This is a genomic window from Serratia sp. 25CWL12 (genome assembly GCF_055790885.1).
This window is the reverse complement of the sequence record NZ_CM147698.1, coordinates 263689-289961: the sequence shown is the minus strand read 5'-3', so window position 1 is coordinate 289961 and position 26273 is coordinate 263689. Positions and strand designations below refer to the sequence as shown.

General features: G+C 50.1%; 23 protein-coding genes and 1 pseudogene. 7 read left to right on the top strand and 17 right to left on the bottom strand.

The annotated features are described in order from the left end of the window. Nucleotides 1-96: 96 nt before the first annotated feature. On the bottom strand, nucleotides 97-2277 hold the full coding sequence (locus ACX9GV_RS01330; protein ID WP_023491134.1) for a YgiQ family radical SAM protein: 2181 nt from the start codon (nucleotides 2275-2277) through the stop codon (nucleotides 97-99). Nucleotides 2278-2363: 86 nt separating this feature from the next. Then, nucleotides 2364-3097: pseudogene (locus tag ACX9GV_RS01325) on the bottom strand (GntR family transcriptional regulator). A 647-nt stretch (nucleotides 3098-3744) separates the two neighbouring features. Between ACX9GV_RS01325 and ACX9GV_RS01320 the strand changes: the two are divergent. Continuing rightward, nucleotides 3745-4482, top strand: coding sequence for a LuxR family transcriptional regulator (locus tag ACX9GV_RS01320; protein WP_473196777.1), 738 nt, complete (start codon nucleotides 3745-3747; stop codon nucleotides 4480-4482). Nucleotides 4483-4595: 113 nt separating this feature from the next. On the opposite strand, the gene ACX9GV_RS01315 is transcribed toward ACX9GV_RS01320, so the two are convergent. Beyond that, on the bottom strand, nucleotides 4596-5855 hold the full coding sequence (locus tag ACX9GV_RS01315) for a nucleoside permease (protein ID WP_473196776.1): 1260 nt from the start codon (nucleotides 5853-5855) through the stop codon (nucleotides 4596-4598). A gap of 188 nt (nucleotides 5856-6043) precedes the next feature. Beyond that, nucleotides 6044-6904 carry a xanthosine phosphorylase gene (gene xapA, locus ACX9GV_RS01310; RefSeq protein ID WP_473196775.1) on the bottom strand — a complete coding sequence of 287 codons (861 nt, stop codon included), beginning with the start codon at nucleotides 6902-6904 and terminating at the stop codon, nucleotides 6044-6046. A 305-nt stretch (nucleotides 6905-7209) separates the two neighbouring features. On the opposite strand from xapA, the gene ACX9GV_RS01305 reads away from it, so the two are divergent. Further along, a complete protein-coding gene (locus tag ACX9GV_RS01305; protein ID WP_023489892.1) occupies nucleotides 7210-8124 on the top strand; it encodes a LysR family transcriptional regulator in 915 nt (304 codons plus the stop codon). On the opposite strand, the gene ftsP is transcribed toward ACX9GV_RS01305, so the two are convergent. The 3 genes from ftsP to parC form a co-directional block, all read right to left on the bottom strand. Then, entirely contained in the window at nucleotides 8121-9536 is a 1416-nt protein-coding gene (ftsP, locus tag ACX9GV_RS01300; RefSeq protein WP_473196774.1) for a cell division protein FtsP, read from the bottom strand. The genes ACX9GV_RS01305 and ftsP overlap by 4 nt on opposite strands. A 104-nt stretch (nucleotides 9537-9640) precedes the next feature. Then, nucleotides 9641-10375 carry a 1-acylglycerol-3-phosphate O-acyltransferase gene (locus ACX9GV_RS01295; protein WP_473196773.1) on the bottom strand — a complete coding sequence of 245 codons (735 nt, stop codon included), beginning with the start codon at nucleotides 10373-10375 and terminating at the stop codon, nucleotides 9641-9643. 162 nt (nucleotides 10376-10537) lie between these two features. Next, on the bottom strand, nucleotides 10538-12811 hold the full coding sequence (parC, locus tag ACX9GV_RS01290) for a DNA topoisomerase IV subunit A (protein ID WP_473196772.1): 2274 nt from the start codon (nucleotides 12809-12811) through the stop codon (nucleotides 10538-10540). Between the two features lie 258 nt (nucleotides 12812-13069). On the opposite strand from parC, the gene ACX9GV_RS01285 reads away from it, so the two are divergent. Beyond that, the gene (locus ACX9GV_RS01285) at nucleotides 13070-13651 is read left to right on the top strand and encodes an NAD(P)H-dependent oxidoreductase (RefSeq protein ID WP_473196771.1); all 582 of its coding nucleotides are present in this window, start codon (nucleotides 13070-13072) and stop codon (nucleotides 13649-13651) included. Nucleotides 13652-13769: 118 nt separating this feature from the next. Here ACX9GV_RS01285 and ACX9GV_RS01280 read toward each other — a convergent pair whose 3' ends face one another. Beyond that, complete coding sequence (locus ACX9GV_RS01280; protein WP_473196770.1) at nucleotides 13770-14978, bottom strand: RNA-guided endonuclease InsQ/TnpB family protein; 1209 nt, start codon at nucleotides 14976-14978, stop codon at nucleotides 13770-13772. 23 nt (nucleotides 14979-15001) lie between these two features. Between ACX9GV_RS01280 and tnpA the strand changes: the two genes are divergently transcribed. From tnpA to ACX9GV_RS01260, 4 genes are all read left to right on the top strand, one after another. Then, nucleotides 15002-15418 (top strand): IS200/IS605 family transposase, encoded by a 417-nt coding sequence (gene tnpA / locus ACX9GV_RS01275; protein ID WP_473196769.1) that lies wholly within the window; start codon nucleotides 15002-15004, stop codon nucleotides 15416-15418. Between the two features lie 149 nt (nucleotides 15419-15567). Next, the gene (locus ACX9GV_RS01270; RefSeq protein ID WP_037384612.1) at nucleotides 15568-15819 is read left to right on the top strand and encodes a type II toxin-antitoxin system Phd/YefM family antitoxin; all 252 of its coding nucleotides are present in this window, start codon (nucleotides 15568-15570) and stop codon (nucleotides 15817-15819) included. Then, nucleotides 15816-16103 carry a type II toxin-antitoxin system RelE family toxin gene (locus ACX9GV_RS01265; RefSeq protein ID WP_023489185.1) on the top strand — a complete coding sequence of 96 codons (288 nt, stop codon included), beginning with the start codon at nucleotides 15816-15818 and terminating at the stop codon, nucleotides 16101-16103. Before ACX9GV_RS01270 ends, ACX9GV_RS01265 begins: the two co-directional genes overlap by 4 nt. A gap of 12 nt (nucleotides 16104-16115) precedes the next feature. Beyond that, on the top strand, nucleotides 16116-16541 hold the full coding sequence (locus ACX9GV_RS01260) for a DUF4952 domain-containing protein (RefSeq protein ID WP_473196768.1): 426 nt from the start codon (nucleotides 16116-16118) through the stop codon (nucleotides 16539-16541). 93 nt (nucleotides 16542-16634) lie between these two features. Here the strand turns inward: ACX9GV_RS01260 and uriT are convergent, their stop codons facing one another. The 9 genes from uriT to nudF form a co-directional block, all read right to left on the bottom strand. Next, nucleotides 16635-18029 (bottom strand): uridine transporter UriT, encoded by a 1395-nt coding sequence (gene uriT, locus ACX9GV_RS01255; RefSeq protein WP_023489183.1) that lies wholly within the window; start codon nucleotides 18027-18029, stop codon nucleotides 16635-16637. Further along, nucleotides 18029-18976 carry a uridine-preferring nucleoside hydrolase UriH gene (gene uriH / locus ACX9GV_RS01250; RefSeq protein ID WP_023489182.1) on the bottom strand — a complete coding sequence of 316 codons (948 nt, stop codon included), beginning with the start codon at nucleotides 18974-18976 and terminating at the stop codon, nucleotides 18029-18031. Before uriH ends, uriT begins: the two co-directional genes overlap by 1 nt. 41 nt (nucleotides 18977-19017) lie before the next feature. Next, nucleotides 19018-20229 (bottom strand): ribokinase, encoded by a 1212-nt coding sequence (gene rbsK / locus ACX9GV_RS01245; protein ID WP_473197947.1) that lies wholly within the window; start codon nucleotides 20227-20229, stop codon nucleotides 19018-19020. A gap of 372 nt (nucleotides 20230-20601) precedes the next feature. Beyond that, on the bottom strand, nucleotides 20602-21498 hold the full coding sequence (locus ACX9GV_RS01240) for a LysR substrate-binding domain-containing protein (protein ID WP_473196767.1): 897 nt from the start codon (nucleotides 21496-21498) through the stop codon (nucleotides 20602-20604). A gap of 76 nt (nucleotides 21499-21574) precedes the next feature. Then, nucleotides 21575-23470 (bottom strand): DNA topoisomerase IV subunit B, encoded by a 1896-nt coding sequence (gene parE / locus ACX9GV_RS01235; RefSeq protein WP_023490680.1) that lies wholly within the window; start codon nucleotides 23468-23470, stop codon nucleotides 21575-21577. A 26-nt stretch (nucleotides 23471-23496) separates the two neighbouring features. Continuing rightward, complete coding sequence (yqiA, locus tag ACX9GV_RS01230; RefSeq protein ID WP_023490681.1) at nucleotides 23497-24072, bottom strand: esterase YqiA; 576 nt, start codon at nucleotides 24070-24072, stop codon at nucleotides 23497-23499. Then, entirely contained in the window at nucleotides 24072-24899 is an 828-nt protein-coding gene (gene cpdA / locus ACX9GV_RS01225) for a 3',5'-cyclic-AMP phosphodiesterase (protein ID WP_473196766.1), read from the bottom strand. Before cpdA ends, yqiA begins: the two co-directional genes overlap by 1 nt. A 197-nt stretch (nucleotides 24900-25096) precedes the next feature. Continuing rightward, nucleotides 25097-25522: a DUF1249 family protein gene (locus ACX9GV_RS01220; RefSeq protein ID WP_023490683.1), complete on the bottom strand. Its 426-nt coding sequence runs from the start codon at nucleotides 25520-25522 to the stop codon at nucleotides 25097-25099. Then, nucleotides 25523-26155: an ADP-ribose diphosphatase gene (nudF, locus tag ACX9GV_RS01215; RefSeq protein ID WP_023490684.1), complete on the bottom strand. Its 633-nt coding sequence runs from the start codon at nucleotides 26153-26155 to the stop codon at nucleotides 25523-25525. Nucleotides 26156-26273: the final 118 nt, after the last annotated feature.

The window sequence follows — 26273 nt, the reverse complement described above, 5'->3', positions numbered from 1 at the left end:
CTGGGGTGAACGAAGGCAGCCAACACCCAAGCGGTTTGAAGTAATAAGGGTATATTCAAGTTGCAGCGCTCTTGCTGCAACTTGAATGATCACGGTTTAGCTGGTTTTACCTCGGCTTTTACCTTTCTGCAGCGGCTTTTTCGCGGCTGGTGCAGCGGGGTTCCGCTGGCGAGTTATATCCGTATGCTTGGTCAATGCCGGGCGGGTGTTGCGCTGCAAACGCTTGGCTTCACGCTGTTCATCAAGTGTCGGCGCGGGCACCAGGCATTCACGGCGGCTGCCAATCAAATGTTTCAGTCCCATCTCTTCCAGCGTGCTGCGGATCAACGGCCAGTTAAGCGGATCATGGTAACGCAGCAGCGCTTTTTGCAAACGGCGTTGGCGCTCACCCCGTGGGATAAACACCTCTTCGCTTTTATACCCCACCTTGCTTAACGGGTTCTTACCGCTGTAATACATGGTGGTGGCGTTAGCCATCGGTGAAGGGTAAAAATTCTGTACCTGGTCGAGCCGGAAACGGTTTTTCTTCAGCCACAGGGCCAAATTCACCATATCTTCATCACGGGTGCCCGGGTGCGCAGAGATAAAGTAAGGAATAAGGTACTGTTCTTTACCCGCCTGCTTGGAAAACTGATCAAACAACTGTTTGAAGCGGTCATAGCTGCCCATGCCCGGCTTCATCATTTTAGACAGTGGCCCTGACTCGGTATGCTCCGGGGCAATCTTGAGGTAGCCGCCCACATGATGGGTCGCCAACTCTTTAATATAACGGGGATCTTCCACCGCCAAGTCGTAACGCACCCCAGATGCAATCAGGATCTTTTTGATCCCTTTAAGCGCACGAGCCCGGCGATAAAGCTTGATGGTGGGCTCATGGTTGGTATCCATATAGGTACAAATTTCTGGATAGACGCAAGATGCTCGGCGACAAGTCTGCTCTGCACGGGGGTTGGTGCAGCGCAACATATACATATTGGCAGTTGGCCCACCCAGATCTGAAATCACCCCAGTAAAGCCCGGTACTTTGTCGCGGATCTCTTCGATCTCACGCACGATCGACTCTTCTGAGCGGCTCTGGATAATGCGCCCTTCGTGCTCGGTAATCGAACAGAACGAACAGCCACCATAGCAACCGCGCATGATATTTACCGAAAAACGGATCATATCATAAGCAGGAATACGCTCTTCACCATAAGCAGGGTGCGGCACACGCTGATACGGCAACCCAAACACGCTGTCCATTTCTGAGGTGCTGAGCGGGATAGCTGGTGGGTTAATCCATACATAGCGATCGCCATGCTTTTGCATCAATGCACGGGCACAACCTGGGTTGGTTTCGTGGTGCAAAATGCGTGAGGTGTGGGCATAAAGCACTTTGTCTGCTTTCACTTTCTCAAAAGAAGGCAGCAGGACATAGGTTTTTTCCCATGGCTTTGGTTTAGCCGCACGTACGGTGATGGGCTTGACCTCCGGCTCTGGCGTGCTGCCATCAGCACAGGGGAGATTTTCACCATAAGGGTTAAGAATAGGTTCAATGCGCCCCGGCTGGTCAAGGCGGGTTGAATCGACACCCGACCACCCTATCAATGCCTGCTTGCGCATGATCGCCGTATTGCGAATATCATTGATATCCTCAATTTTTTCACCGGCAGCCAAGCGGTGAGCCAACTCCACCAGCGGGCGTTCACCATTGCCGTAGATCAGCATATCGGCTTTGGAATCTACCAATACCGAACGGCGCACCGTATCAGACCAGTAATCATAGTGGGCAATACGCCGTAAACTGGCTTCAATCCCCCCGAGGATAATCGGCACATCTTTATAGGCTTCGCGGCAGCGCTGGCTATAGACTAAGCTCGCCCGATCCGGACGTTTGCCCCCCACATTGCCAGGGGTGTAAGCATCATCATGGCGCAGTTTACGATCAGCGGTATAACGGTTGATCATCGAGTCCATATTGCCCGCGGTAACACCAAAGAATAGGTTCGGTTTACCCAAACGCATAAAATCGTCTTTGTTGCTCCAATCAGGTTGGGCAATGATCCCCACTCTGAAACCCTGCGCTTCCAGCATGCGCCCGATGATCGCCATACCAAAGCTCGGGTGGTCAACATAGGCGTCACCGCTGATGATGATCACATCACAGCTATCCCAACCCAGTTGCTCCATCTCTTCGCGCGACATGGGTAAAAATGGCGCAGGGCCGAAACATTCCGCCCAATAAGGCGGGTAGGAAAACAACTCTCGTTCAGGTTGGATCAGGCTTGTGGTGCTCATGACAGGTGCTCTTGTACCGATTAATTTATCGCCGGGCGGCGATTATACGCACTCATGGCAAAAAAGTACGGATATTTTCAGGCCGCTTAGCTATTCACTTCAAATTCATATACATCACTACGGCACAGGGTTTCACAAAACTCCAAGACTTCCCCTTGTGTATTACGGCTGATTTTTACAATGCGCAACAGGGGCATGCCACTGGGTATATTGAGCAAGTGGGCATATTCATCATTACAGGCCACCGCCTTCAACAAGAAATGTCGCCCTTGGGGTGTAATGCCTTGCGACTGCCATAAAGCATAGAGCGAATGTTCCAGTTTTTCCGGCTCAGGTAAAAAATGGGGGGAATATAGGTGGTTTCCAACGAAACCGGGTGGCCATCCATCAACCGCAGGCGGCGTAATTTAACCACGGGGCTACCCATGTCCATTTCCAATGCTTTGGCCACCTCCGTTGTTGCTGGCATATGAGTGCGCAACAACCATTGATTACTGACACTGCCACCATTACGCAGTACCTGGGCGGTAAAACCGTGATCTTGATTAAGGGAGTAATCTATGCGCATCGCAACACAGGTCCCCACCCCTTGCTGCCGCCAAACTAATGCCTTTTCTTCCAGTAATTTCATTGCCTTGCTGACTGTCACTCGTGACAACGCCAACCCTTCTGCCAGCACACGCTCAGGGGGCAGAAAATCACCCACCACGATCACCCGTTGCTTGATAGCACTTTCAATCAGTGAGGCTAATTGTCTATAACGTGGTGCTGCTGCCGTCTGCGACAAGTGTTGACGTATCCAGGCAATAAAATTATTCATTTATTCGAATCCTCTTATGATTCTATCACTCTAAGCGCCCTCTTATTTTCACCAGAACTGTCACACTCTATACCATGACATCTTAAGGGATTACATTGGAATTCGATTGATATCACAATTCAAAACTATTGGCATTTAATTGGATCACATTAAAGAATAACATTAGCATTATTGATATTTTTATCAGTAAACAGCGACACTAGGGAATACTCATCCATAAAAAAATCCTCACCACCCATGCTGGGCACACTTTATGGGAAAGCCGTTGACGATGTTATGGGAAGTGATGGGGATGCCGTCAGAACTAGGGCCACAACAGCGGGTAGCTGATTATTTTGGCTAGAACAGCCATTTTCTGCTTGGTCGAGAACAGAATGGTAACGGAAAAAGAGAAGAGTAGCGGAATGGGTTAGCGATAAAATCGCGGTCAGCAGTCACTTTTTGTAGAGTCTGTCTGACCGGATAGGTTTTTCCTGGTGTTGGCTAAATTGGCTACCTGACCATAATGGTCAGTTCTTTACCACTGGCCTAACGTAGATATTATAGACAAAAGCTAGCAATGGGTAAGTTATACTTAAGTCTTGTTTTTACCTGACCTTAAGTACAGCTTATCTATAGAAGGATGCTTAGCTTCTCAGGGAGTTGATATGCTTTCAGTCCTCGATAAAAATCAGATAATAACCGAAACGCTGCAGGATTATATTGATAGAAAACTCTCTTCTATCGGTAGCCCTAAGTACGCCTATACCGTAATCAACAAGAAAAACCCATCAGATATGCTTGTCATCTCCAACTACCCTGACGAGTGGATTAAATTTTACCGCACTAACAATTTACAGCTTAGCGACCCGGTTATACTGGCGGCATTTAAACGAACCTCACCCTTTGCCTGGGACGAAAATATCACGCTAATGACGGACAAGATATTCTCCTTCGCCAAACGCTACAATATCGTCAACGGCTTCACCTTCGTGTTGCACGACCATATGAACAACTTGGCGCTGTTATCGGTTATTGTCCCTGACAATTTGCCCGGAGCATTGGGTTCGCCTGTTTCTGCCGAACGCGGGGCCATGCAAATACTGCTGATCGACATTAATGAACAGATGTATCGCCTGGCGAATTGCATCCTGTCCAGTGGGCAGAGCAAGGCGACAAACAGCGATAAAGCCATTTTCACCTCGCGGGAAAATGAGGTGCTCTATTGGGCCAGTATGGGGAAAACCTATGCGGAAATTGCGTCCATCACCAATATTTCCACCAGTACCGTCAAGTTCCATGTGAATAATGTTGTCGTCAAGCTGGGGGTTAGCAACGTTCGCCAAGCGATACGCTTGGGGGTAGAGCTGGCTCTGATCACCCCAACAGCAGCTCTAGCCAGATAAGCGCCCACCAGCGAGTGGGCCCCTAGAACCTGAGCGCTCCTTCATATTTCGCTCAAAGGTTCACGCTATTAACCGTGGCCAGCTTTTATTGACCAGTTTTTATTGGCCAGTTTTTATTGACTACGACAGACCTCACCACCGCTCTCTTCTGGGCGATGCTGATAGTGGAAAGTGAAAGCAAAGATAACCCCCAGCAACAGCGTATAAGATGCAAAAACCAGCCAGATGCTCTGCCAGTCTTTCACCCCTTCATGAGTAAAGAAATCGACGACTTTACCGCTGACAATCGCCCCCACATAAGCACCCACACCGTTAACCATGCTCATAAACAACCCTTGGGCACTGGCACGAATGCGGCTATCCGTCTCTTTCTCCACAAAGATGGCACCCGAGATATTGAAAAAGTCGAAGGCACAGCCGTAAACAATCATCGAAAGCAGCAACAGCAGAAAACCGAACCCGGCGGGAGTACCATAAGCCAGAAACAGGAAGCGTAATGTCCAGGCCGCCATGCTGATCAGCATCACCTGTTTAATGCCATACTTACGCAAGAAAAATGGAATGGTGAGAATGAAAAACACCTCTGATATTTGCGACAGAGAAAGCAGCACCGAAGGATAGCGCACGCTAAAGCTATCTTGATATTGTGGATTAATAGCAAAATCATGCAGGAACGGGTTACCAAAGGTATTAGTAATCTGTAACGCCGCCCCCAATAGCATGGCAAACAACAAAAACACCGCCATCCGTCTTTGTTTGAATAAGACAAAGGCATCCAACCCCAACATGCTGACCCAACTTTGCGAACGCTTGGCATTACTGGTGGGGCATTGGGGTAAGGTCAGCGAATAGCCGGCCAATAACAGCGAGACGGCTGAAGCCAAGTAGAGTTGCATATTGCTTAATTCAATCTTGCTGAAGCTGATCAGCCACATTGCCAGAATAAAGCCAATCGTGCCGAACACCCGTACCGGTGGAAAATCCTTCACCGTATCGTACCCGTGCTTCTCCAGGCAGAAGTAAGAAATGGCATTGGAAAGCGCCATGGTGGGCATATAGACCATCGCGTTAAACAACATCACCCAGAACATCACCATCGGCTGTTCAACCTGGGCAGCATAATAGAGCGCTATTGCCCCCAGTAGATGGCAAAAACCATAGAGGTAATTGGCCCTAACCCAGCGGTCAGCGATAATCCCCGCCAAACTGGGCATAATCAACGCCGCCAAGCCTTTGGAGCTGTAGACCATCCCCACTTGTAGCCCAGTGAAATGCAGGGTGTTAATCATGTAGGAACCCAGGGTAACCAGCCAGGCACCCCAGATAAAGAACTGGAGGAAAATCATTATTTTTAAGCGTGTTTTGATTGCCATTACCATCACCTTTATTATTCTGATCGAAACGATGATTGACGCGGCAAGTCTGGCCTGCCGCGGGCTAGTCTAAATAACCTCTCCTCATGCCGCCCCATGTTAAGCATCAGGCCTGTAAGCAGCTACTTAGTCAGTGAGATACTCGGGCTCATGCAACCCTCGACTTAAATGGGGACGGGTAGAGGTCGTCACGACAAGGTTTTGAAAAACTCACGGATCAGGCGCATAAAGTCATCTGCCGCCATCGCTGCACAACTCAGCGTCTGTTCATGGGAAAGAGGAGTTTCTGATAGCCCTTCGGCATAGTTGGTCATTGCGGAAACCACCAGCACCTTTAGGCCACAATGGCGGGCAGAAAGCACTTCAGGCACGATGGACATCCCCACCACATCGCAACCCAAGGTCTGCATCATGCGAATTTCTGCTGGGGTTTCAAAATTTGGGCCGGTGTAGGCGGCAAATACCCCGTCAGCCAACGGGATGCCCGCTTTGACAGCTACCGCTGCCAGTTGCGCACGCAAGTCACGGTCGTAAGCATTGGCTAAACTGAAAAAGCGTGGGCCAAAACGTTCATCGTTTTCCCCCACCAAGGGTGACTCTGGCATAAAGTTGATGTGATCAGTCAGTGCCACCAAGCTACCTGGCGCTACTGATTTACGCAGTGAACCCGCCGCATTGGTCGCCAGCAAGAATTCACAGCCCAGTAGTTTGAAGGTGCGTATCGCGGTGGTCATCACCTGCATACCGCGGCCTTCATAGAAATGCCCGCGCCCTTTCATGCACACCACCGGCACACCTTCTAACCAACCCGCCACCAGTTGCCCAGCATGGCCAACCACACTACTTACCGGGAAGCCGGGCAGTTCGTTGTAATCGATAGTCACGGTGTCTGTCATCACCTCGGCTAACGCCCCTAAGCCAGAGCCGAGAATCAAGGCGGCGCGTGGTTGGAAGCCAGGTAATCGGCTACGTAATATTTCCGCACAGGAAAAAGCATCTTCTTGATTAAACGTATTTTTTTTATTAACTCTATCTTTTTGATTAAGCATGACGTTCTCATCTGTAGTAGGGTTATGCCAACGGTCATCCCCTCTGTCACTCGCATCTTGGCAGGATGACCGAGGGGTATATACCCAAGTTCAATGAAGTTGCAGCCAGGCGGCAAGAGAGCGAATCCCGATGAGCTTACTAAAGTAAGTGATTCGGGTGAACGAACGTAGCCAACACCGCTGCAGCTTGATTAGTGACGGGTATAGATAATCTCCATAGTAGGGAGCGGTGACCAATACATTGTTACCCATTGATTTATTCCGTTTGACTATAAATCTCACTTTACAAGGAGGTAGCAAAAGCGATGAAACAACCATTACCCGACCCAGGCAGGATCAACTTTCGCCTGCTGCACTATTTCCGCATTGTGGCTGAAGAGATGAACTTCACCCTGGCCGCCCAACGGCTGAATATCTCGCAACCGCCACTGAGCAAACATATTAAAGAGCTGGAAAAGCAGTTAGGGGTGGAACTGTTTAAGCGCACCACGCGTTCCATGGCATTGACACAGGCTGGCCACACGTTGTTTCGTAACGTAGAAAGGTTGTTGGATCAGGCCGGCAATGCACTGCATCAGGTACAGCAGTTAGGCCGTGGTGAAACCGGTCATATGGTGATTGGTATGGTAGGGACTTCTGCCTGGGGCGGGTTGCTCCCGGCACTAAAACGCTTTACCGCACAGGCAGAGAAGATAACCTGGACATTAAACGAACAAACACCGAGCCAGCAAATTATTTCATTGCAAAAGCGTCATATCGATATGGGTGTCTGGCGCGAGGCTCAGCAACAGTCGCTGCCAGGGCTCGCCTGCCAACTGTTGGCACGGGAAAATATTGCGGTGGTGTTGCCAGTCAATCATCCATTAGCGAATGGAAAGGCAGTGGCCTTGCCCGCTTTACAACATGAGCAGTTTATTGTGTTACCCGCCAGCGAAGCCAGTCTGGGGCTGTATCTGCATAATCTGTGCCTGCAACATGGCTTTGCCCCCAATATTGCTCATCAGGTCAATGAGCCACAAACATTGATGGCGCTGGTGGCAGAAGGATTTGGTATTACGCTGTTGCCGGAGAGTTACGGATGCATTCCGTGGCCTGGCGTGAGCTTCTGCCCGCTACAAGCGGCACCTTCAGCCGACCTGTATGCGATTTACCAGGCAGAAAGCGCCACACCAGTGGTACAGGCGTTCCTGCAAATGTTGCGAACACCCACGGTGGTTTAAGAAGCCCCTCGGGCCACAAACTGGCCAATAGAGCCACGGTCAGCCATTTCCAGCGTCTGGCTATAGTACAGAAACGGGAAGTGCTCTGAAGAGACCTGGTTAAAATAAACCAGCAGCTCAACGGTGCCATCAACCCAGACCGTATCCTTCCAACTACGGTCTTCCACCATCGGTTGAGCACCATTGACCCGTTTGATCAGGAATTTCACGCCCTGAATATGGAACGCCTGAGGCTTGTCGGCGCGTATAGTCCAACGTTCCCAACTCCCCTGCAAGGTTTGTACATCGATACGCTGCATATCCCAAAGGGCGCCATTAATACCAGCCATCGTGTCATCCAATTGGAATTCCCGCGAACGACTGGCGTTCCCCTCTATTAACTGATCTGCCAGTAACCGCGTCGGCAAGGTGTCGGTCACCAACGGTAACAACCCGGTCGGTTTTAAGGTCAATACCTGGGTGGAGATCAAAAGGTTCGAAGGTTCAAACAGACCACGCAGGCGATCCATCAGGCCTGCCGCTTCACCCGCAGTGAGAGAAACCTCTGTCCCTTGCGACATATCGATCAACACTTCACGACGTTCCCCCGGAGCCAGTGACAGCTGTTGCACCGCCACCGGGGCTGGCAGGAACCCTTGATCATTGGCGATCACATGGATTGGCCGGCCATCACTCAGTTGCAGTCTATAGCGCCGTGAGTTGGAAGCATTCAGTAAACGCAGGCGTACCCAACCGCGGGACACTTCAACAAACGGGTTCTGTGCCCCATTCACCAATAGCGTATCGCCAATAAACCCCCCATGTGCTGGCGGATTATATTCAGGTACACCAAAGTTATCCAAGCGCTTGTCTTGAATAATCAACGGGAAATCATCAACACCATAATGATTCGGCAATGGCAGGTTTTTGCTGATTTCATCTTCAACCAACCATAAACCCGCCAGACCGTTATAGATATGGGGCCCCATACGATTCGGCGTATTAGCATGATACCAACAGGTCGCTGCGGCCTGGCGCACCGGTATCACTGGCGACCAGTCTACGTTAGGTGACATCATCCGTGGTAGGCCACCCATCAGCACCCCCGGTACCTGCAGACCACTGATGGTCATCGATACTGGCTCATTCAGGCGATTACTGTAGATCAGTTTGACGTCATCACCGTTGTACACCTTTACTGTTGGCCCCAGATAGATGCCATTAAGGCCCCATACAGAGGTTTTGCGGTTATCTGCAAAAGCCCAATGGGTACGTTGTAAGGTTAAAAACAGTGGTTGCCCACGGAGAGATTCCAACAACGGTGGTATCGGTAACGGAGTTTGATTTCCGCTCGCCTCCGCCCTCAGCGGCACAGCCCCTGCACAGCAAGCCAAACCCGATGCCTGTATGAACTGACGTCGACTGAGTGACATGATCTCTCCATCAAAATAAAGCCAAGTCTGGTAAACAGCCCCGAGTAATCGGGGTACAAAAGGCATCATGCCGGATCAAATAGCCCTTAATGGCCTACCCAAATTTATTTTTTACCGGCGTCCAGATCAGCGACTTCCGCATCCAACTGTTCAATTTTTGCCTTCATCAACTCATGACAATGAGCGGCCAGTTCACGTACCTGTTCCTTACTGTAATCACTGGAGTCAATCGGTTCCAACATCTCGATAATGACATGACCATTGTTCCAGCGGTTTAAATTAATCTTGCCGCTGGTGGTGGAGATACAGATCGGCACAATCGGCACACCTGCCGCAATAGCGGCGTGAAAAGCACCGGTTTTAAAGGGCAGCAAGCCGCGCCCACGGCTTCGCGTCCCTTCAGGAAACATCCAGATTGAAATCTCTTGTTTCTCAAAAGCCTCAACCACCTGGGCAATAGTGCCATGGGCTTTGGCACGGTTATCTCTGTCAATCAGCAGGTTACCCGCCAGCCAATAAAGCTGACCAAAAAACGGGATCCACATCAGGCTTTTTTTACCTACGGTCACCGTCCGCGGTTGCACAACTTTCGCTGCCGTCACCATATCGTAGTTGTTCTGGTGGTTAGCGATATAGATGCACTTGCCAAAATTGGCGGCATTGGCAGGTTTACGGATTTCAACCTTCAAACCAAATACCGACGACAGGCGCCCAAACAGATGACCAAAAGTGGACACATGACGCGGATTCCGTGGGCTAAACAGGCAGTAAACAGAGCCCAGCAAGCACACCAGAAGGCAATACACCGTGACAATAATTGCACGTAATATTAATAACATACCAACCTCATTCACATATACTCTTCATACTTCAAGTTGCTTGGGTGTTAGCTGCACTCGTTCACCCTAGTCACATAGCTGACTATGCTCCTAGGGACTCACTCATTTGCCGCCTACAAGCAACCCGAATAATTTTGGGTATACAGCCGCCACAGCAGCCCCTTACTCTTCGCTATCCCCAAGGGACAGTGACTCCGGCATATCCAATTCAACCCGGTCAATACGTTGCAGACCACGTGGGAGCAAGGTGCCTTTACGGCCACGCTCAGCACGGAATTTCTGCAAATCCTCCGGCCGCAACTTCAACTTACGTTTACCGACATGCAAGGTGAGCGCCGTCTGCGGTGGTAACACAAACAACCAAGCCAGTTTGTCTTCACCGCTCGCCGCCTGAGCGGCTGGAATAGAGATAATCTTGTTGCCTTTCCCTTTTGAAAGCTGCGGCAGATCCGCGACCGGGAACAACAGCATCCTGCCAGCAGTACTGATAGACAACAACATATCGTCATCACTGTTGATCACCATCGGCGGCAGGACGCTCGCGTTATCCGGCAAGGTAATCATGATTTTACCCGCACGGTTACGGGCCACCAGATCGTTGAAGGTACACACGAATCCGTAACCCGCATCCGAGGCCATCAACAATTTCTGCTCGTCAGCCGCCATCAACACCTGTTCAATGGTCGCCCCTGGTGGTGGTGTCAGTTTGCCGGTCAACGGTTCACCTTGCCCACGTGCTGAAGGCAATGTCATTGGGTCAAGGGCATAGCTGCGCCCGGTGGAGTCAATAAACACCACGGGTTGGTTGCTCTTGCCGCGTGTAGCCGCTCGGAAGCTGTCTCCGGCTTTGTAGCTCAAGCCACTTGGGTCGATATCATGGCCTTTGGCACTGCGTACCCAGCCCATTTGCGACAAGACAATGGTCACCGGTTCGGAAGGCACAAAGTCATGCTCACTCATCGCCTTGGCTTCTTCACGTTCTGTCAATGGCGAACGGCGATCATCACCATAAGCCTGCGCATCTGCCTGGATCTCTTTTTTGATCAAGTTATTCAGTTTGCGCTCAGAGGCTAACAAGGCCTGCAGATGGTCGCGCTCTTTCGCCAGTTCATCCTGTTCGGCGCGGATCTTCACCTCTTCCAGTTTGGCCAGATGACGCAGTTTCAGCTCCAGAATGGCTTCTGCCTGCGTGTCGGAGATGCCAAAACGCTGGATCAAGACCGGTTTGGGTTCATCTTCACTGCGGATAATGTGGATCACTTCATCAATATTAAGGAACGCTATCAGTAAGCCTTCCAAAATATGTAACCGCTTAAGCACCTTCTCCAAGCGATAATTCAACCGGCGACGCACCGTCTCACGGCGGAAGCTCAGCCATTCAGTCAGGATTTCCACCAACCCTTTAACTTGGGGGCGGTTATCCAGACCAATCATGTTCATATTGATACGGTAGCTGCGTTCCAGATCAGTGGTGACAAACAGGTGGTTCATTACCTGCTCCAAGTCAATCCGGTTAGAACGCGGCACAATCACCAGGCGGGTTGGGTTTTCGTGATCGGACTCATCACGCAGATCCTCCACCATCGGCAGTTTTTTGGCGCGCATCTGGCTGGCAATCTGCTCCAACACCTTGGCACCAGAAACCTGGTGTGGCAAAGCGGTGATCACCGCACTGCCATCCTCTTTTTTCCACACCGCGCGCATCCGCACCGAACCACGACCCTGCTGGTAAATTTTGCGGATCTCTTCGCTGGGGGTGATGATCTCCGCTTCCGTCGGGTAGTCCGGCCCTTGTACGAACGCTAGCAGATCGTCCAGTGAAGCACCCGGTTTGTCGATCAACGCCACAGCAGCGGCCGCCACTTCGCGCACGTTGTGTGGCGGAATATCCGTTGCCATCCCCACCGCAATACCGGTGGTGCCGTTCAGCAGGATATTCGGCAAACGCGCAGGCAACATCTTGGGTTCTTGCATGGTACCATCAAAGTTCGGCCCCCATTCCACCGTCCCCTGGCCCAGTTCACCCAGTAGCACTTCCGCATATTTTGACAGGCGAGATTCGGTATAACGCATGGCGGCAAAGGATTTGGGATCATCCGGTGCCCCCCAGTTCCCTTGCCCATCCACCAACGGATAACGGTAAGAGAAGGGCTGTGCCATCAGCACCATGGCTTCATAGCAAGCGCTATCACCATGGGGATGGTATTTACCCAGCACGTCACCGACGGTACGGGCGGATTTTTTGAATTTGGCGCTATTATTAAGCCCCAGTTCCGACATGGCATAGATAATGCGACGCTGTACTGGCTTTAAACCATCACCAATATAAGGCAGCGCCCGATCCATGATGACGTACATGGAGTAGTCAAGATAGGCTTTTTCAGTGAATGTGTGCAGCGGTAGACGCTCAACACCATCATGAGTCAATTCACTCATTACTCAAATGTCCTCAGACGACAAAAGGTCGATTCTGCCGGCGATAGTAACTCATCTACCGGGTGGCTGTCACAGTTGACGCATGGTTAGTGCAATGATGTCACTGATCTCGCCGTTATATTGACTAATAGTCAACACTGTTATGCTTCACATCACATTTTTTTCTGTTTACTGAAGGATTACACTGCCAACCATCCTATGGCCTGACACCTGGTGATGTGCCATAACATTTTTTTCTTCTGACAGGACCCGTTATCCATGAGCAATATTCTGATCATTAATGCCAAGAAGCAATTCGGCCATTCCAACGGGCAACTGAACCAGACACTGAGCGACATTGCAGAAAGTTATCTGCGTGATGCCAGGCACCAGGTTCAGGTGACGGTGGTTGATGATGGCTATGATATCGACGCTGAGGTAGCAAAGTTCCTCTGGGCCGATACCGTTATTTACCAGATGCCCGGTTGGTGGATGGGGGAACCGTGGATCCTGAAAAAGTATATCGATGAGGTGTTCACCGCAGGCCACGGCACACTTTACGCCAGCGATGGGCGGACGCGTTCCGACGACAGTAAAAAATATGGCTCCGGCGGCCTGGTTCAGGGGAAAAAGTATATGCTGAGCCTGACCTGGAACGCCCCCTTAGAAGCATTTACCGACCCGGAACAGTTCTTCCACGGCGTCGGTGTTGATGGGGTTTACCTGCACTTTCACAAAGCCAACCAGTTCTTGGGGATGGAAGCACTACCGACCTTTATCTGTAACAACGTAATTAAACAGCCGGATGTTGCCAGTGATATCGCCCGTTGGCGTGCCCATCTGGGTGAGGTTTTTGCTTAACACGCGGAAAATCCACTGGACTTGACTGAGTAAACCAACAGGCAATTCTGACTGTTTTAAGTGATCATTTGCCCATTGACATCCTCCCCGCCCTAAAGGGTGAGGATCCCTACAGCGTTCAGACCGAAGCCTGACTCGCCTCGGTGGGTTCCTGCTTCATCGAGCGGCCTAAAGCTGCCATCTCTCCACAGGCTAACGCGGCGTGCCCCGCCGCTAAAATATTACGAGCGCCGTTTATATCGGCGTTCTCTGTATAGCCACATTCCAGACACTCGAACTGACTTTGTGACTGGCGGTTTTCTTTCGCTGTATGACCACAGCAAGCGCATTTCTGACTGGTGTAGGCTGGATTAATCGCCAGCACCAGCCCACCGCGCCAGAGCTGTTTGTACTCAAGCTGGCGGCGAAGTTCGTACCACCCCTGATCTAATATCGAACGGTTTAAGCCTGATTTTGCACGGACGTTGCGCCCATGCTGGATTACCGTACCCGCTGCCGACTTTGACATGTTGGCAACTTTCAAGTCTTCAATGACGATCATTGCGTGGTTTTTGCTGATTGTCGTACTGACTTTGTGAAGGTAGTCGCGGCGAATATTTGCGATACGAGAGTGCAGGTTTTGTACTTTGCGTTTTGCCTTCTTCCAGTTGTTGCTGAACTTCACCTTACGGCTCATTTCACGCTGAAGTTTGGCAACTTTCTTCTGATTGGTTTTAAAGCTGTTTACAGGCTCAAACACAGTGCCATCAGAGAGCGTAGCGAGTTTTGCTACGCCAGCATCAAGACCTACCATCGATGTTGAGGTATGAGCCGGTTCAGTGACTTCGTATTCAGTCTGAATACTCATGTACCACTTACCGCATGACTGGCTAACCGTGACGTTTTTCACCTCGCCAACAACCTCACGGCTGTTGCGGTAGCTTATCCAGCCCAGTTTTGGCAACGATATACGGTTATTTTCCTGATCGAGCTTCACACCTTGCGGATAGCGGAATGAATCACTTTGACCACGTTTTTTAAGCCGTGGGAATGAGGCTCTTTTTTGGAAGAAGTTTTTATAGGCTCGCTCAAGGTCTTTTAACGCCTGCTGTAAAGGCTGAGAAGGTGACTCTTTCAACCACTGAGTTTCAGGTTCTTTTTTCCACTCAACCAGCCATGCGGCCATTTTTACATAGGGAAGGTATTTGTTTCCCGCCTCATGATTTTCATTCTGTAACGCCAGTGCGCGGTTAAAAACAAAACGACAAGCCCCAGAGAAGCGCCGCATATCACGCTCTTGCTGACCATTGGGTCTTAACTGGAATTTAAAGGCTTGCAGTCGCTTCATTCCCACAATTATACTCTTGGCCTATGACAAAAGAAATTGATATTCGTCGAGGAAGACATTGTACTTTCCTGATGCATGTTCACTTGGTCTTTATTACCAAGTATCGACGCAGAGTATTTGATCAGGATGCTATCGAGAAGCTACGAAATTACTTTGCCAGTGTATGCGCTGATTTCGAGGTTGAACTGGTCGAGATGGACGGCGAAGGCGATCACGTTCACCTGCTGATTAACTACCCACCAAAGTTAGCGGTATCAAATCTTGTTAACAGCCTCAAGGGTGTGTCTAGCCGATTACTTCGTCGTGATCGTCCTGACATTGCAGCTCGGTATTACTACAAAGGTGTTCTGTGGACGCCGAGCTACTTTGCCAGTAGCTGCGGCGGATCGCCAATATCCATCATCAGGCAATACATTGAGCAACAGCAAACACCAAGTTAGGTAGAAAACCGTGCCTTATATCCTCGCCCTGAAGGACGGGGTTTTACGGCACACCGGATAAAAACGGACAAATGATCGCCAAAAAACGGGTTAATCGGTTTCCATATGATACAATAAAACCTATTAACTGGTTTTTTCCCGGGGGATTTATGCCTAGCATCATTCATAGCAACACAACAGCCAGTATCACTGAGCTCAAAACAAACCCCATGGCGACGGTCAATGCAGGTGATGGTTATCCGGTAGCCATTCTGAATCGTAACCAGCCGGCATTCTACTGTGTCCCTGCAAAACTTTACGAACAGATGCTGGAGTATATTGATGACCAGGATCTGGCTAATCTGGTCAAACAGCGTTCAGAACAGGCATTACATGACATCGACCTAGATAGCTATCTATGAGCTACAGAGTCAGGTTCAGAACGGATGCACTTAAGGAATGGGGTAATCTTGACCAATCCATACAGCAGCAGTTTGCGAAAAAGCTGAAAAAATGCACGGAAAACCCCCATATCCCTTCGGCAAAGCTGAGGGGAATGCCGGGCTGTTACAAAATTAAACTTCGAGCATCCGGCTTTAGGCTGGTATATCAGGTAATCGATAATGAATTAATTATTGCCGTAGTCGCCGTGGGTAAACGTGAAGACAGTGAGGTCTATAACCTGGCAAGTAAACGACTCAGATAAACGGAGATCGTAATGAAATATCTGGCGTTTTTTTTTGCCGTTATTGGGCTCCACTTCAACGCAAATGCCGCACCAGTCGCACATCCGCCACTCGAATGCGGTGACTTTTTACATCAGCTCGGCCTGTCACGTCCTGACGTCAAATTCCAAGGTTGTGCCAAACACCATGATAGAAACACCGATTATCTTGAAGCAACCTATCGCGTAACGGGTAACGATTTACCCCAAGTGGAAGCCTGGGCTATCCAGACATTCAACCTCAAGCCATTAAAATTTGTCTGCTGTGGCTGGGAATCCCGCACCGTCGCTTATCGTAGCAAGGATGGAGCCGAGTACTATATCGATATGGGTGGTGAGACACTCATCAACGAGCGTCAAGCATGGTCGAAAATTCCCTATTTGACGCTGTCTATGACGCACTACATCAATGATCCCTGATACCCTGCCCCCGACGATATAAACAGCAACTCCATGACTGATTTGGCTCATCACGCCATCACCCGGCAACCAGCAAGGTGATGGCGATAAACATCAACCGTTAATCTCGGCACTGACTGGCCGGGGTATCAGTAGTGAAGATAATAGCGCCATAACAGTAATTATTAGCCCCACCAACATACCATTAAAGTAGCCTTCACTCGGGCTATCACTGACCATTTGCACTGCAGGTAGAATAGCGAAGCTTAAACCGGCCCCCAGATTAAATGCACCGGCATTCATACCCGGCAGAAACCCGGGGTTATCTTTGGGGGATAACACAATCCCTAGACCATTCAGCATGATATTGCCGGTTCCCGCATAGGTAATGCCGATCAATACCGCGCAGGTCACTAGCATGGTTAACGAGTTCAGGCCGAAGAACATCATCAAGGCAATGGCGATAATACTGCCCACCAGCCCTAGGCGTAATACGGTGTTATAACCGATTCCCGGCGCAAAACGACCAGAGAATGGCCCGACCAACCAGCCCACTAACGCATAAGGTGTGAGTAAAATTAACGATGCCCAGTCCGCTTCCAGCGCAAAACCTACCTCTTTGTTTTGTGCGTAAGACATCACCAAGCCATTAATCACTGCAAATATACCGGTCATGGTGAGTGTCGTGGTCAACAGTAGCGCCCAGGTGCTGCGCTGTTTTAAATGCGCGGTGGTCACCAGCGGTTGCACTAAGTGAGTTTCCACTTTCCAGAAGAGCATAAACAGCAGCAAAGCAACGATAACCAGCCCGCTGATCATCAAGCCGTTTGCCTGCGCCAATTTACCGGCTTCATTCAGTGCCAGTAATAAACATGCCAAGGAACCCACCAACAGGGTGACCCCAAGCCAATCCATTTTGCTGCCCGCAGAAGGTTTAGATTCAGGCGCCCATTTGGCGACACAACCCGCAGCCACCACTGCAACCACCGTAATCAACCAGAATACCGAGCGAAAACCAAAGTGGGTGGCCAATACGCCCCCTAAAAAGGCATCGATGCCCGCAATCCCGCCGTTAACTGCCGTCACCACCCCCATCAACATGCCATATTTCTTAGGGTCAGCAATCTCATGGCGCAACATCAGCAAGCACAGCGGCACAACCGGGCCGGATACCCCTTGAATAATACGCGCAATATAGAGCACGGTAATATTGGGTGCTATCGCTGCCAACACCGTGCCCAATGTCATGATCACCAACATCCAGATCAGGACTTTTTTACGCCCAATAATGTCGCTTAACCGTGGGAGAAACAGGGAAAACAACGCAGCGGCGGTAAAAAATGCCGTCTGAGATAAGCCCACGGCGGCATCGTTGGTGTTTAATTCCTTGGCGATCGTCACCAATACCGGGCTTAACATACTGGCGTTTAACTGGAATGCGGTACAGGCTGCCAGTAATGCGACCATTAATGCACTAATACTGACGGAGTTAGCTGATGAGTTCTGCATTAGGTCGTTACCTCACCAATATGTTCTAGCGCGTCCACCACCATCTGCCAGAAATAATCATGGTCGAGTTTAACGGCGACTTGGGTATGACAATCCGCCGCCGGTGGAGAACGGAAATCGGCCACGGTCATTCCCAGGGTTAACGTACCGGTCAGCTCGATATCCACTGGCACTTTTTTTACGGTGATCACATTGGGGTCGATAACATAGGCGACAGCACAAGGATCATGCACCGGTGGGTAGTCAAAGCCCTGCGCCTGTTTATAGGTGGTACTGAAAAACTCCAATAACTCAACGACAAACTGTGCGGGCAATGTGCCAACCGCTTTAATTTTTTCCACCACCTCTGGCGTTGCCAGGGCTTGGTGTGTCAGGTCGAGCCCCACCATGGTCAGTGGCCACTTCTCATTAAAGACAATATGGGCCGCTTCAGGATCGATCTTGATATTAAACTCGGCCACGGCACTCCAGTTACCCACATGGTAACCGCCCCCCATCAACACCACTTCTTTGACTCGTTCAACGATGCGCGGCTCTTTTCTTGCCGCCAGGGCGATATTCGTCAAGCCACCGGTTGGCACTAAGGTAATCGTCCCTGCTGGGTGAGACATGATGGTCTCGATAATCAAATCCACAGCATGGCGGGGATCCAGCGCTAAGGTCGGTGCGGGCAATACCGGGCCATCCATGCCCGACTCCCCATGAATGTCGGGTGCCAGCTCAATTTGACGTACCAGTGGGCGTGGGCACCCGGCAGCAAAAGGCACCCCGGTAATATTGGCAATACGGGCCACCGCCAAGGCATTGCGGGTCACCTTTTCCAGCGTCTGATTACCCACTACCGTGGTCACCGCCAGTAACTCAATATCTGGATTGCCATGAGCCAATAATATGGCGATTGCGTCATCATGACCTGGGTCGCAGTCTAAAATGATTTTTTTTGTCATCTTTATCGTCTCTTTTTATTTGTTGGCTTATATATGAAGCATTAATGCTGTGATAAACGCTGTAACACCGACTGGTGAGACGGCATATTGGACGCCCCCTCCCGTTCCACTGCCAGCGAGGCAAATGCCGTGGCATAGACTGCCGCCTGATGGGTATTTTTCCCTTTGGCGATTGCAGCGCTCAAAGCCCCATTAAAGGCATCCCCCGCACCAGTGGTATCAACAGCCAGCGCCGGCAATGCGGGAATATGGCTGAATTTGTTATTTTCATACAATAATGAGCCCTTACTCCCCAAGGTAATAAGCACCGTATTCACCCCGTGGCTGGCGATCACCTCTGCCGCTTGACGGGCACTGTTTAAATCACAAACTTGGATTCCAGACAGTAATGAGGCCTCGGTCTCATTAGGGGTGACAATATCGACTTGATGTAAATACGGTAATATTCCGTCAGAGTATGGCGCGGGATTAAGAATAACCTTAACCCCTAACGCTTTAGCTAACATAATCGCGTTAATGGTTGCATCAATATTATTCTCCAACTGTACTAACAAGATCCCCGCTTGTTTTAAATGGGGCTCTAACCGTGCCACCTCATCTTCGGTTACGGTTTTATTTGCACCAGAATCAATCGCAATCATATTCTCGCCATTTTGCTCCGAGACAAAAATGACTGCACTTCCGGTTGGCTGTGTCGCCGATTTATAAAGCGTTAAACTGTCAATATTTGAGGATGAGAGATGCTCATAAGCCAGTTGACCGAATTGGTCATCCCCCACTTTACAGGCAAAGTGAACGTTAGCATCAGCAAAGCTGGCGGCCAGTGCCTGGTTTGCCCCCTTGCCGCCCGGACACAACGTGTTGCTGGTGGCCATGATCGACTCCCCACCATGAGGAAAACGAGCCACCTTCGATACAATATCCATATTGAACGAACCTAAAATACAGACCTGTCCGGTCATTTTATCTCCCCGTGCTGTTTTTTGATTTATCGCTTTCTGGCTGTTAATTTTCTTCAGTAACGCCTCAATATTTAACTGATTCGCTTTACTGATTTCTGACAGTAGTACCCGGCGTAATATTCTCGCCCCACCATGATAGCGTTGAATAACGCCCTTTTCAGCCAACTCACTTAAGTCTTTACGAATGGTTTCTTTGGAAATAAAAAAGAACCTGGCCAAGTAATTAACACTCAAACTTTCATTTTTATCCAACAACCCCAGAATAACTTCCTGCCTTTTTTCTCTAAACATCATAATAAAATTCTTTCCACCAGATAATAACCGGATGTAATAATAAAAAAGTGACAACACTCATGTATTGTTATAGAAAACGGAAGTAAACGGAAGCCAAAATAAATCATTCATTTAAATGATAAATAAGTAATATTCATTAGGATTTTAGATGGATAATAAAATATACTCTAAATAATTCGAGTTGCTTGTAGGCGGCAACTGAGCGAATCCCTAGGAGCATAGCTAACTATGTGACTAGGGTGAACGACAAATCCATCTGGAGTGGATTTGAACGCTGCTTGCGGCGGCCCCGATAGGGGCGAGCCTCATGGACGAGGCGAGTAATTGAAGCCAACAACCAAGCAGCTTAAAGTATGACGAGTATATTATCTATAACGTCTGCTCATTAATATGTGTGCTCACATAATCGAGAAAACAGGTAATACGTGCCGCTAATGGGGTATTACGGTAATAGACAGCATTGATCGGCTGCCGTACCACCAGCGTTTCTTCCGTCAATAGTGGGATCAACCGCCCAGCTTGCTGATCTTGCCGCGTCATAAAATCAGCCAACCGCACAATGCCCACACCACATAGCGCCAGTTGCCGTAGCGTTTCACCACTGGATGCCGATAAGGTGGGGGTTATGGTAAAGAACTCCGCCTGATGATTACGTAGCGGCCACTGGTTAAGTGATTCAGGTTGGGTAAAACCCAGCAAACAATGGTGGCTCAAGGCTTCTATGCTATGTGGGGTGCCACAACGGGCAAGGTAATCCGGGCTGGCAAGAATGCGTACCTGGCTGGTGCCCAGCAAACGGGCATGGATGGTGGAGTCTCGCAATATGCCGATACGAATGGCAATATCGGTGCGTTTTTCCACTAAGTCGATAATCCGGTTATCGGTATTCAGTTCTAACTCAATCTGCGGGAAATTTTGCCGAAAACCCGGCACCAACGGCACGATAACATGTTCCATAAAGGGGGCCGCCGCATTAACTCGCAAGCGGCCTGCCGGGATCTGGCGGCGTAGTGCCATTTGCTCTTCGGCATGATCCACGGCGTTAATAATCTCTCGCGCATGGACTAAAAAACTTTGCCCTTCTTCGGTCATGGTCAGGCGGCGGGTGGTACGGCGTAATAAGGTGGTATCGAGTTTCTTTTCCAAACGGCTAAGGGCACGGCTGATGCCGGAGGTGGTCTGCCCCAACAATTCAGCAGCCGCAGTAACCGAGCCACTGTCGACCACCGTCGTATAAGCCAATAACTCTTCAAGCGTGATTTTCATGCGCCCCACCCTGGGTTACCGGGTTCAGTCCCCCCTTGCCACTTGAACAGCAACGGAGAGACCTCCCCCACCAGCATCACACATCAAGTTCGGCCGTGTCGCCTTTATCCTGCAACCAGTTACGCCGATCTTCTGAACGCTTCTTCGCCAGCAACATATCCATAATCGCCATGGTTTGTGCCGTGTTTTCTTCATTGATGGTCAACTGCACCAGACGACGGGTATTAGGATCCAGTGTGGTTTCACGCAATTGCAGCGGGTTCATTTCACCCAATCCTTTAAACCGCTGTACGTTCGGTTTGCCTTTCTTGCGCTTCAACTGATCCAATACCCCGGCCTTCTCTTCTTCGTCCAGGGCGTAATACACCTCTTTACCCAAGTCGATACGATACAACGGCGGCATTGCCACATAGACATGACCACCGACCACCAATGAACGGAAGTGGCGCACAAACAGCGCGCACAGCAGTGTGGCAATGTGCAGACCATCGGAATCCGCATCCGCCAGGATACAGATTTTGCCATAGCGCAATTGGCTCAGATCATCACTGTCGGGATCAATACCGATCGCTACTGAAATATCGTGTACTTCTTGTGAGGCCAGCACCTCGTCGGAAGAGACCTCCCAGGTATTCAGAATCTTACCTTTTAACGGCATGATCGCTTGGTATTCCCGATCGCGTGCCTGTTTGGCCGAGCCCCCTGCCGAGTCCCCTTCCACCAAGAACAGCTCGGTCATACTCAGATCCTGCGAGGTGCAATCCGCCAGTTTGCCCGGCAATGCCGGCCCACTGGTCAGTTTTTTACGCACCACCTTCTTCGCCGCCCGTAGACGACGTTGAGCACTGGAGATCGCCAGTTCTGCCAGTTGTTCAGCTGCCTGAACATTCTGGTTCAGCCACAAGCTGAAAGCATCTTTTACCACCCCAGAGACAAAAGCCGCACATTGGCGGGAAGAGAGGCGTTCTTTGGTCTGGCCGGCAAATTGCGGATCCTGCATTTTCACCGAGAGCACATAGGCACAGCGGTCCCAAATATCTTCTGCTGAAAGTTTCACCCCGCGAGGCAGAATATTGCGGAATTCACAAAACTCGCGCATGGCATCCAGTAACCCCTGGCGCAAGCCATTAACATGCGTCCCGCCCTGCATGGTCGGGATCAGGTTGACGTAGCTTTCTGTCAACAGCTCCCCGCCTTCCGGTAGCCACAATAGCGCCCAGTCCACCGCTTCGACATCACTGGCAAAATTACCGACAAAGGCGGCTTCCGGCAACGTAACCAAGCCATTCACCGCTTCCATCAGGTAGTCGGTCAGGCCATCTTGATAGCACCAACGCTGCTCGGTATTGTTAATTTTGTCGATAAAGTAGATTTCAACGCCGGGGCACAGTACTGCTTTGGCCTTCAGCAGATGGCTCAAGCGGGAAACCGAGAACCGTGGGCTGTCAAAAAACTGCTCGTCTGGCCAGAAATGAACACTGGTACCGGTATTACGCTTGCCGCAGGTACCCGTCACTTCCAGGTCCTGGACTTTATCGCCATTTTCAAACGCAATACTGTACACATTGCCATCACGGCGAACGTTAACTTCCACCCGTTTCGACAGGGCGTTTACCACAGAGATGCCCACGCCGTGCAAACCACCCGAGAACTGGTAGTTTTTATTGGAAAACTTGCCCCCAGCATGCAAACGACACAAGATCAGCTCCACCGCTGGCACCCCTTCTTCCGGGTGGATATCGACTGGCATACCTCGGCCATCATCAATCACTTCCAGCGATTGGTCGGCGTGCAGGATCACGTCGATACGCTTGGCATGTCCTGCCAGCGCTTCATCGACGCTGTTATCAATCACCTCTTGACCAAGGTGGTTTGGGCGCGTGGTATCGGTATACATACCGGGACGACGGCGCACTGGTTCTAAGCCACTGAGTACTTCAATGGCATCTGCGTTATAGCTGGATTGAGTCATCGTTGATTATTTTCGTGGTTAAGGTTTCACAGCCCCAAAAAATCCACAATCTGTGGGAAGTAGTGCTCGAAACCGACAAAAGCATGATTGCCACCCGATTCTACTGTTTGGCGACAGGCACTGTAATAAGCCACTGCCTGACCATAATCGAGCACTTCATCGCCGGTTTGCTGCAGCAACCAGATTAAATCTGGCGACTCTAAAGGTTCAATCTGCATCACTTTCAGATCGTAAATATGGCGTGACTCTAACACATATTGCTGCCCGGTGTAGGGGTTCTCGTTAACCCCAAGATAGTCAATCAGCAACTCAAAGGGCTTCACTGCCGGGTTGACCACCACCGCTGGCAGAACAAAACATTGTGATAACCAGGTGGCATAGTAACCCCCTAACGAAGAGCCGACGATCCCCATCGTCTGCCCTGCACGCGACATGACCATATCTTCGAGGATCTCTGCCGCATCGGCTGGATAAGCTGGCAACTGAGGTACCAGCATCTCGATATCAGGGTGATGCTCTGCCAGCCAGGCTTTCAATGAACTCGCTTTGGCAGAGAGCGGGGAACTGTTAAAACCGTGCAAATAGAGTAGTGTTGAAGACATCAGTAACCGTCCGAATCCATATCGGGGCGGAAATCATCGTTCTCCAGCCGGAATACCTGGGTTTCCACCCGGCCATCCGGCAGTAGATCAAGATAGCGCCAACCAGGAGAAACCGCATCAATAGTAAAACTAGTACAATGCGGTTTGAATTGCACACATGTGGAGGGGGAGGCCAATAACCGCCGCCCATACCAATCCAGATCCAACTCCTGATGGATATGCCCACACAATAAGGTATTGACCTTAGGGTAGCGCAACAAAATAGCCGCCAGCACGTGCGGGTTGCGCAGGCCATGTTGATCGAGCCAAGTACAGCCTGAGGGTAACGGATGGTGATGCAGTAGCAACAGGGTATAACGTTCAGGATACGCCTGCAGACAGCGTTCCATCCACCCCAACTGATACTCGCTCAACTCTCCGTGAGGCACACCGAACACCTGGCTATCCAGTAACAGAATTTGCCAGTGCTCACCCACCAGTACCTGCTTGGAGGGTGAAATAGCCGCCTCAGCCAGCGCACACACCATGGCGGGTTGAAAATCATGATTACCCGGAAGCCAAACACAAGGCACTGGCAAACGTTTCATGCCCGCAGCAAAGTGCTGATATGCTTCCAACGAATGGTCCTGCGCCAAGTCTCCCGTCGCTACCACCAAATCATATTCACACTGCTGTGCGATGACAGCATCCAGCACGGCGTGATAACTGGAATAAGTGTTAATGCCAAGCAAAGTCTCACTCTGGCTGGCAAAAAGGTGAGTATCAGTTATTTGTAAAATCCTGACCTTGGCCCCACCAGCCACAGGCAGTCTAAACAGGCTTTCCAAATGGTGTCCTTTACTATTTCAGTCTCTCTATACCCTTCGCCATTCAAGCCGCAGGGTTGTTGGCTGCCTTTACTCACCCCAGTCACTTACTTGAGTAAGCTCCCGGGGCTTCGTTCAATTGCCGCCTACCTGCAACCTGAATGAACTTGGGTATCTACTCGTCGCCATTCAAGCTGCAGCCTAAACCCCACAGGGTACTAAATAACCTGAACCGTCATCTCTCCATGCGCTAAACAGTAACGCAGCCAATCAGCAAGAAACTGGTTAATTTGATGCTTTTCATCACGTTGATGTAACTTTTTATTCGGATAATCATAACTCGCTTTAAACCGATAGATCTGCTGGCTGGAACACACTTCCGCAACCATTGCATCATAATATAGCCGAACCGTCATCCTCGGCAGGCTCCAACTGTTGACTGCGGGCTGGACCTGCTCAATCTGCACTAAAGAGGTATAACGTGTACTTTCCATAATAGTCAAACGGTAGTGAACGCCATTAACCTGATAAGTAACGCTTTCATCAACTTCATCGTTATGTGGCAGCAAACGCCGCAATTGTGCGAAATTCATCGCGCACAATCTCATCATTTCAGGAAAATCAGGGGTATAGCGCTTTTGCATTTAGTTGTTCCATTCCGCTTTTAGCTGTTGATGGTGTAATGCCAACCACTGCAATGCAATCACTGAGGCCGCATTATCAATCACCCCTTCTTCAACCCAACGGTAAGCTTGCTCACGGCTGACCACATGAACGCGAATATCTTCATTCTCTTCAGGCAACCCGTGGATCCCTTCAGCCATTAGGGCATCCACTTCGCCGACCATAATCGACAAACGCTCACTGGTACCCCCTGGGCTTGCCAGATAATTCAATACCGGTTTGCAGCGCCCAACCACCACACCCGCCTCTTCTAACGCTTCACGGCGGCAAACCTCTTCAACACTTTCCCCGGCTTCAATGATACCGGCCACCATTTCCAGTAGCCATGGAGTTTCAGACGTCTCAATGGCGGCGATACGTATCTGTTCAATCAACACCACCTCGTCTCTTACCGGATCATAAGGTAACAAGACTGCCGCATGACCACGCTCTAAAATTTCGCGTGTTACCTCACCACTCATTTCACCATTGAACAGGCGATGGCGAAACCGATATAAATTAAGGGAAAAAAAACCTCGGTATAGCGTCTCTCGTGCAATAATTTCTACCTCTTTCTTACCGAGAGTAACGGGGGAAGGTTGTGAACGGTTCATGTGCCAATTCTCCTGTGCAATGATGCTAAGCTATGTTGGTAACAGAAACAGTAGGGCTATCCTGCCCTACTTTATGCTAGATTGTGAACCATGATATGCAGATGATACCGATGCAAAC

Coding starts and splice junctions, on each gene's coding strand:
- parE (WP_023490680.1), bottom strand. CDS start 23,470: ATGACTCAATCCAGCTATAACGCAGATGCCATTGAAGTACTCAGTGGC.
- yqiA (WP_023490681.1), bottom strand. CDS start 24,072: ATGTCTTCAACACTACTCTATTTGCACGGTTTTAACAGTTCCCCGCTC.
- ACX9GV_RS01295 (WP_473196773.1), bottom strand. CDS start 10,375: ATGTTATTAATATTACGTGCAATTATTGTCACGGTGTATTGCCTTCTG.
- parC (WP_473196772.1), bottom strand. CDS start 12,811: ATGAGTGAATTGACTCATGATGGTGTTGAGCGTCTACCGCTGCACACA.
- ACX9GV_RS01220 (WP_023490683.1), bottom strand. CDS start 25,522: ATGCAAAAGCGCTATACCCCTGATTTTCCTGAAATGATGAGATTGTGC.
- ACX9GV_RS01285 (WP_473196771.1), top strand. CDS start 13,070: ATGAGCAATATTCTGATCATTAATGCCAAGAAGCAATTCGGCCATTCC.
- rbsK (WP_473197947.1), bottom strand. CDS start 20,229: ATGTTTAGAGAAAAAAGGCAGGAAGTTATTCTGGGGTTGTTGGATAAA.
- ACX9GV_RS01315 (WP_473196776.1), bottom strand. CDS start 5,855: ATGGCAATCAAAACACGCTTAAAAATAATGATTTTCCTCCAGTTCTTT.
- ftsP (WP_473196774.1), bottom strand. CDS start 9,536: ATGTCACTCAGTCGACGTCAGTTCATACAGGCATCGGGTTTGGCTTGC.
- ACX9GV_RS01305 (WP_023489892.1), top strand. CDS start 7,210: ATGAAACAACCATTACCCGACCCAGGCAGGATCAACTTTCGCCTGCTG.
- uriH (WP_023489182.1), bottom strand. CDS start 18,976: ATGACAAAAAAAATCATTTTAGACTGCGACCCAGGTCATGATGACGCA.
- ACX9GV_RS01330 (WP_023491134.1), bottom strand. CDS start 2,277: ATGAGCACCACAAGCCTGATCCAACCTGAACGAGAGTTGTTTTCCTAC.
- ACX9GV_RS01270 (WP_037384612.1), top strand. CDS start 15,568: ATGCCTAGCATCATTCATAGCAACACAACAGCCAGTATCACTGAGCTC.
- nudF (WP_023490684.1), bottom strand. CDS start 26,155: ATGAACCGTTCACAACCTTCCCCCGTTACTCTCGGTAAGAAAGAGGTA.
- xapA (WP_473196775.1), bottom strand. CDS start 6,904: ATGCTTAATCAAAAAGATAGAGTTAATAAAAAAAATACGTTTAATCAA.
- ACX9GV_RS01265 (WP_023489185.1), top strand. CDS start 15,816: ATGAGCTACAGAGTCAGGTTCAGAACGGATGCACTTAAGGAATGGGGT.
- ACX9GV_RS01280 (WP_473196770.1), bottom strand. CDS start 14,978: ATGAAGCGACTGCAAGCCTTTAAATTCCAGTTAAGACCCAATGGTCAG.
- ACX9GV_RS01240 (WP_473196767.1), bottom strand. CDS start 21,498: ATGAAAATCACGCTTGAAGAGTTATTGGCTTATACGACGGTGGTCGAC.
- ACX9GV_RS01260 (WP_473196768.1), top strand. CDS start 16,116: ATGAAATATCTGGCGTTTTTTTTTGCCGTTATTGGGCTCCACTTCAAC.
- ACX9GV_RS01320 (WP_473196777.1), top strand. CDS start 3,745: ATGCTTTCAGTCCTCGATAAAAATCAGATAATAACCGAAACGCTGCAG.
- tnpA (WP_473196769.1), top strand. CDS start 15,002: ATGACAAAAGAAATTGATATTCGTCGAGGAAGACATTGTACTTTCCTG.
- uriT (WP_023489183.1), bottom strand. CDS start 18,029: ATGCAGAACTCATCAGCTAACTCCGTCAGTATTAGTGCATTAATGGTC.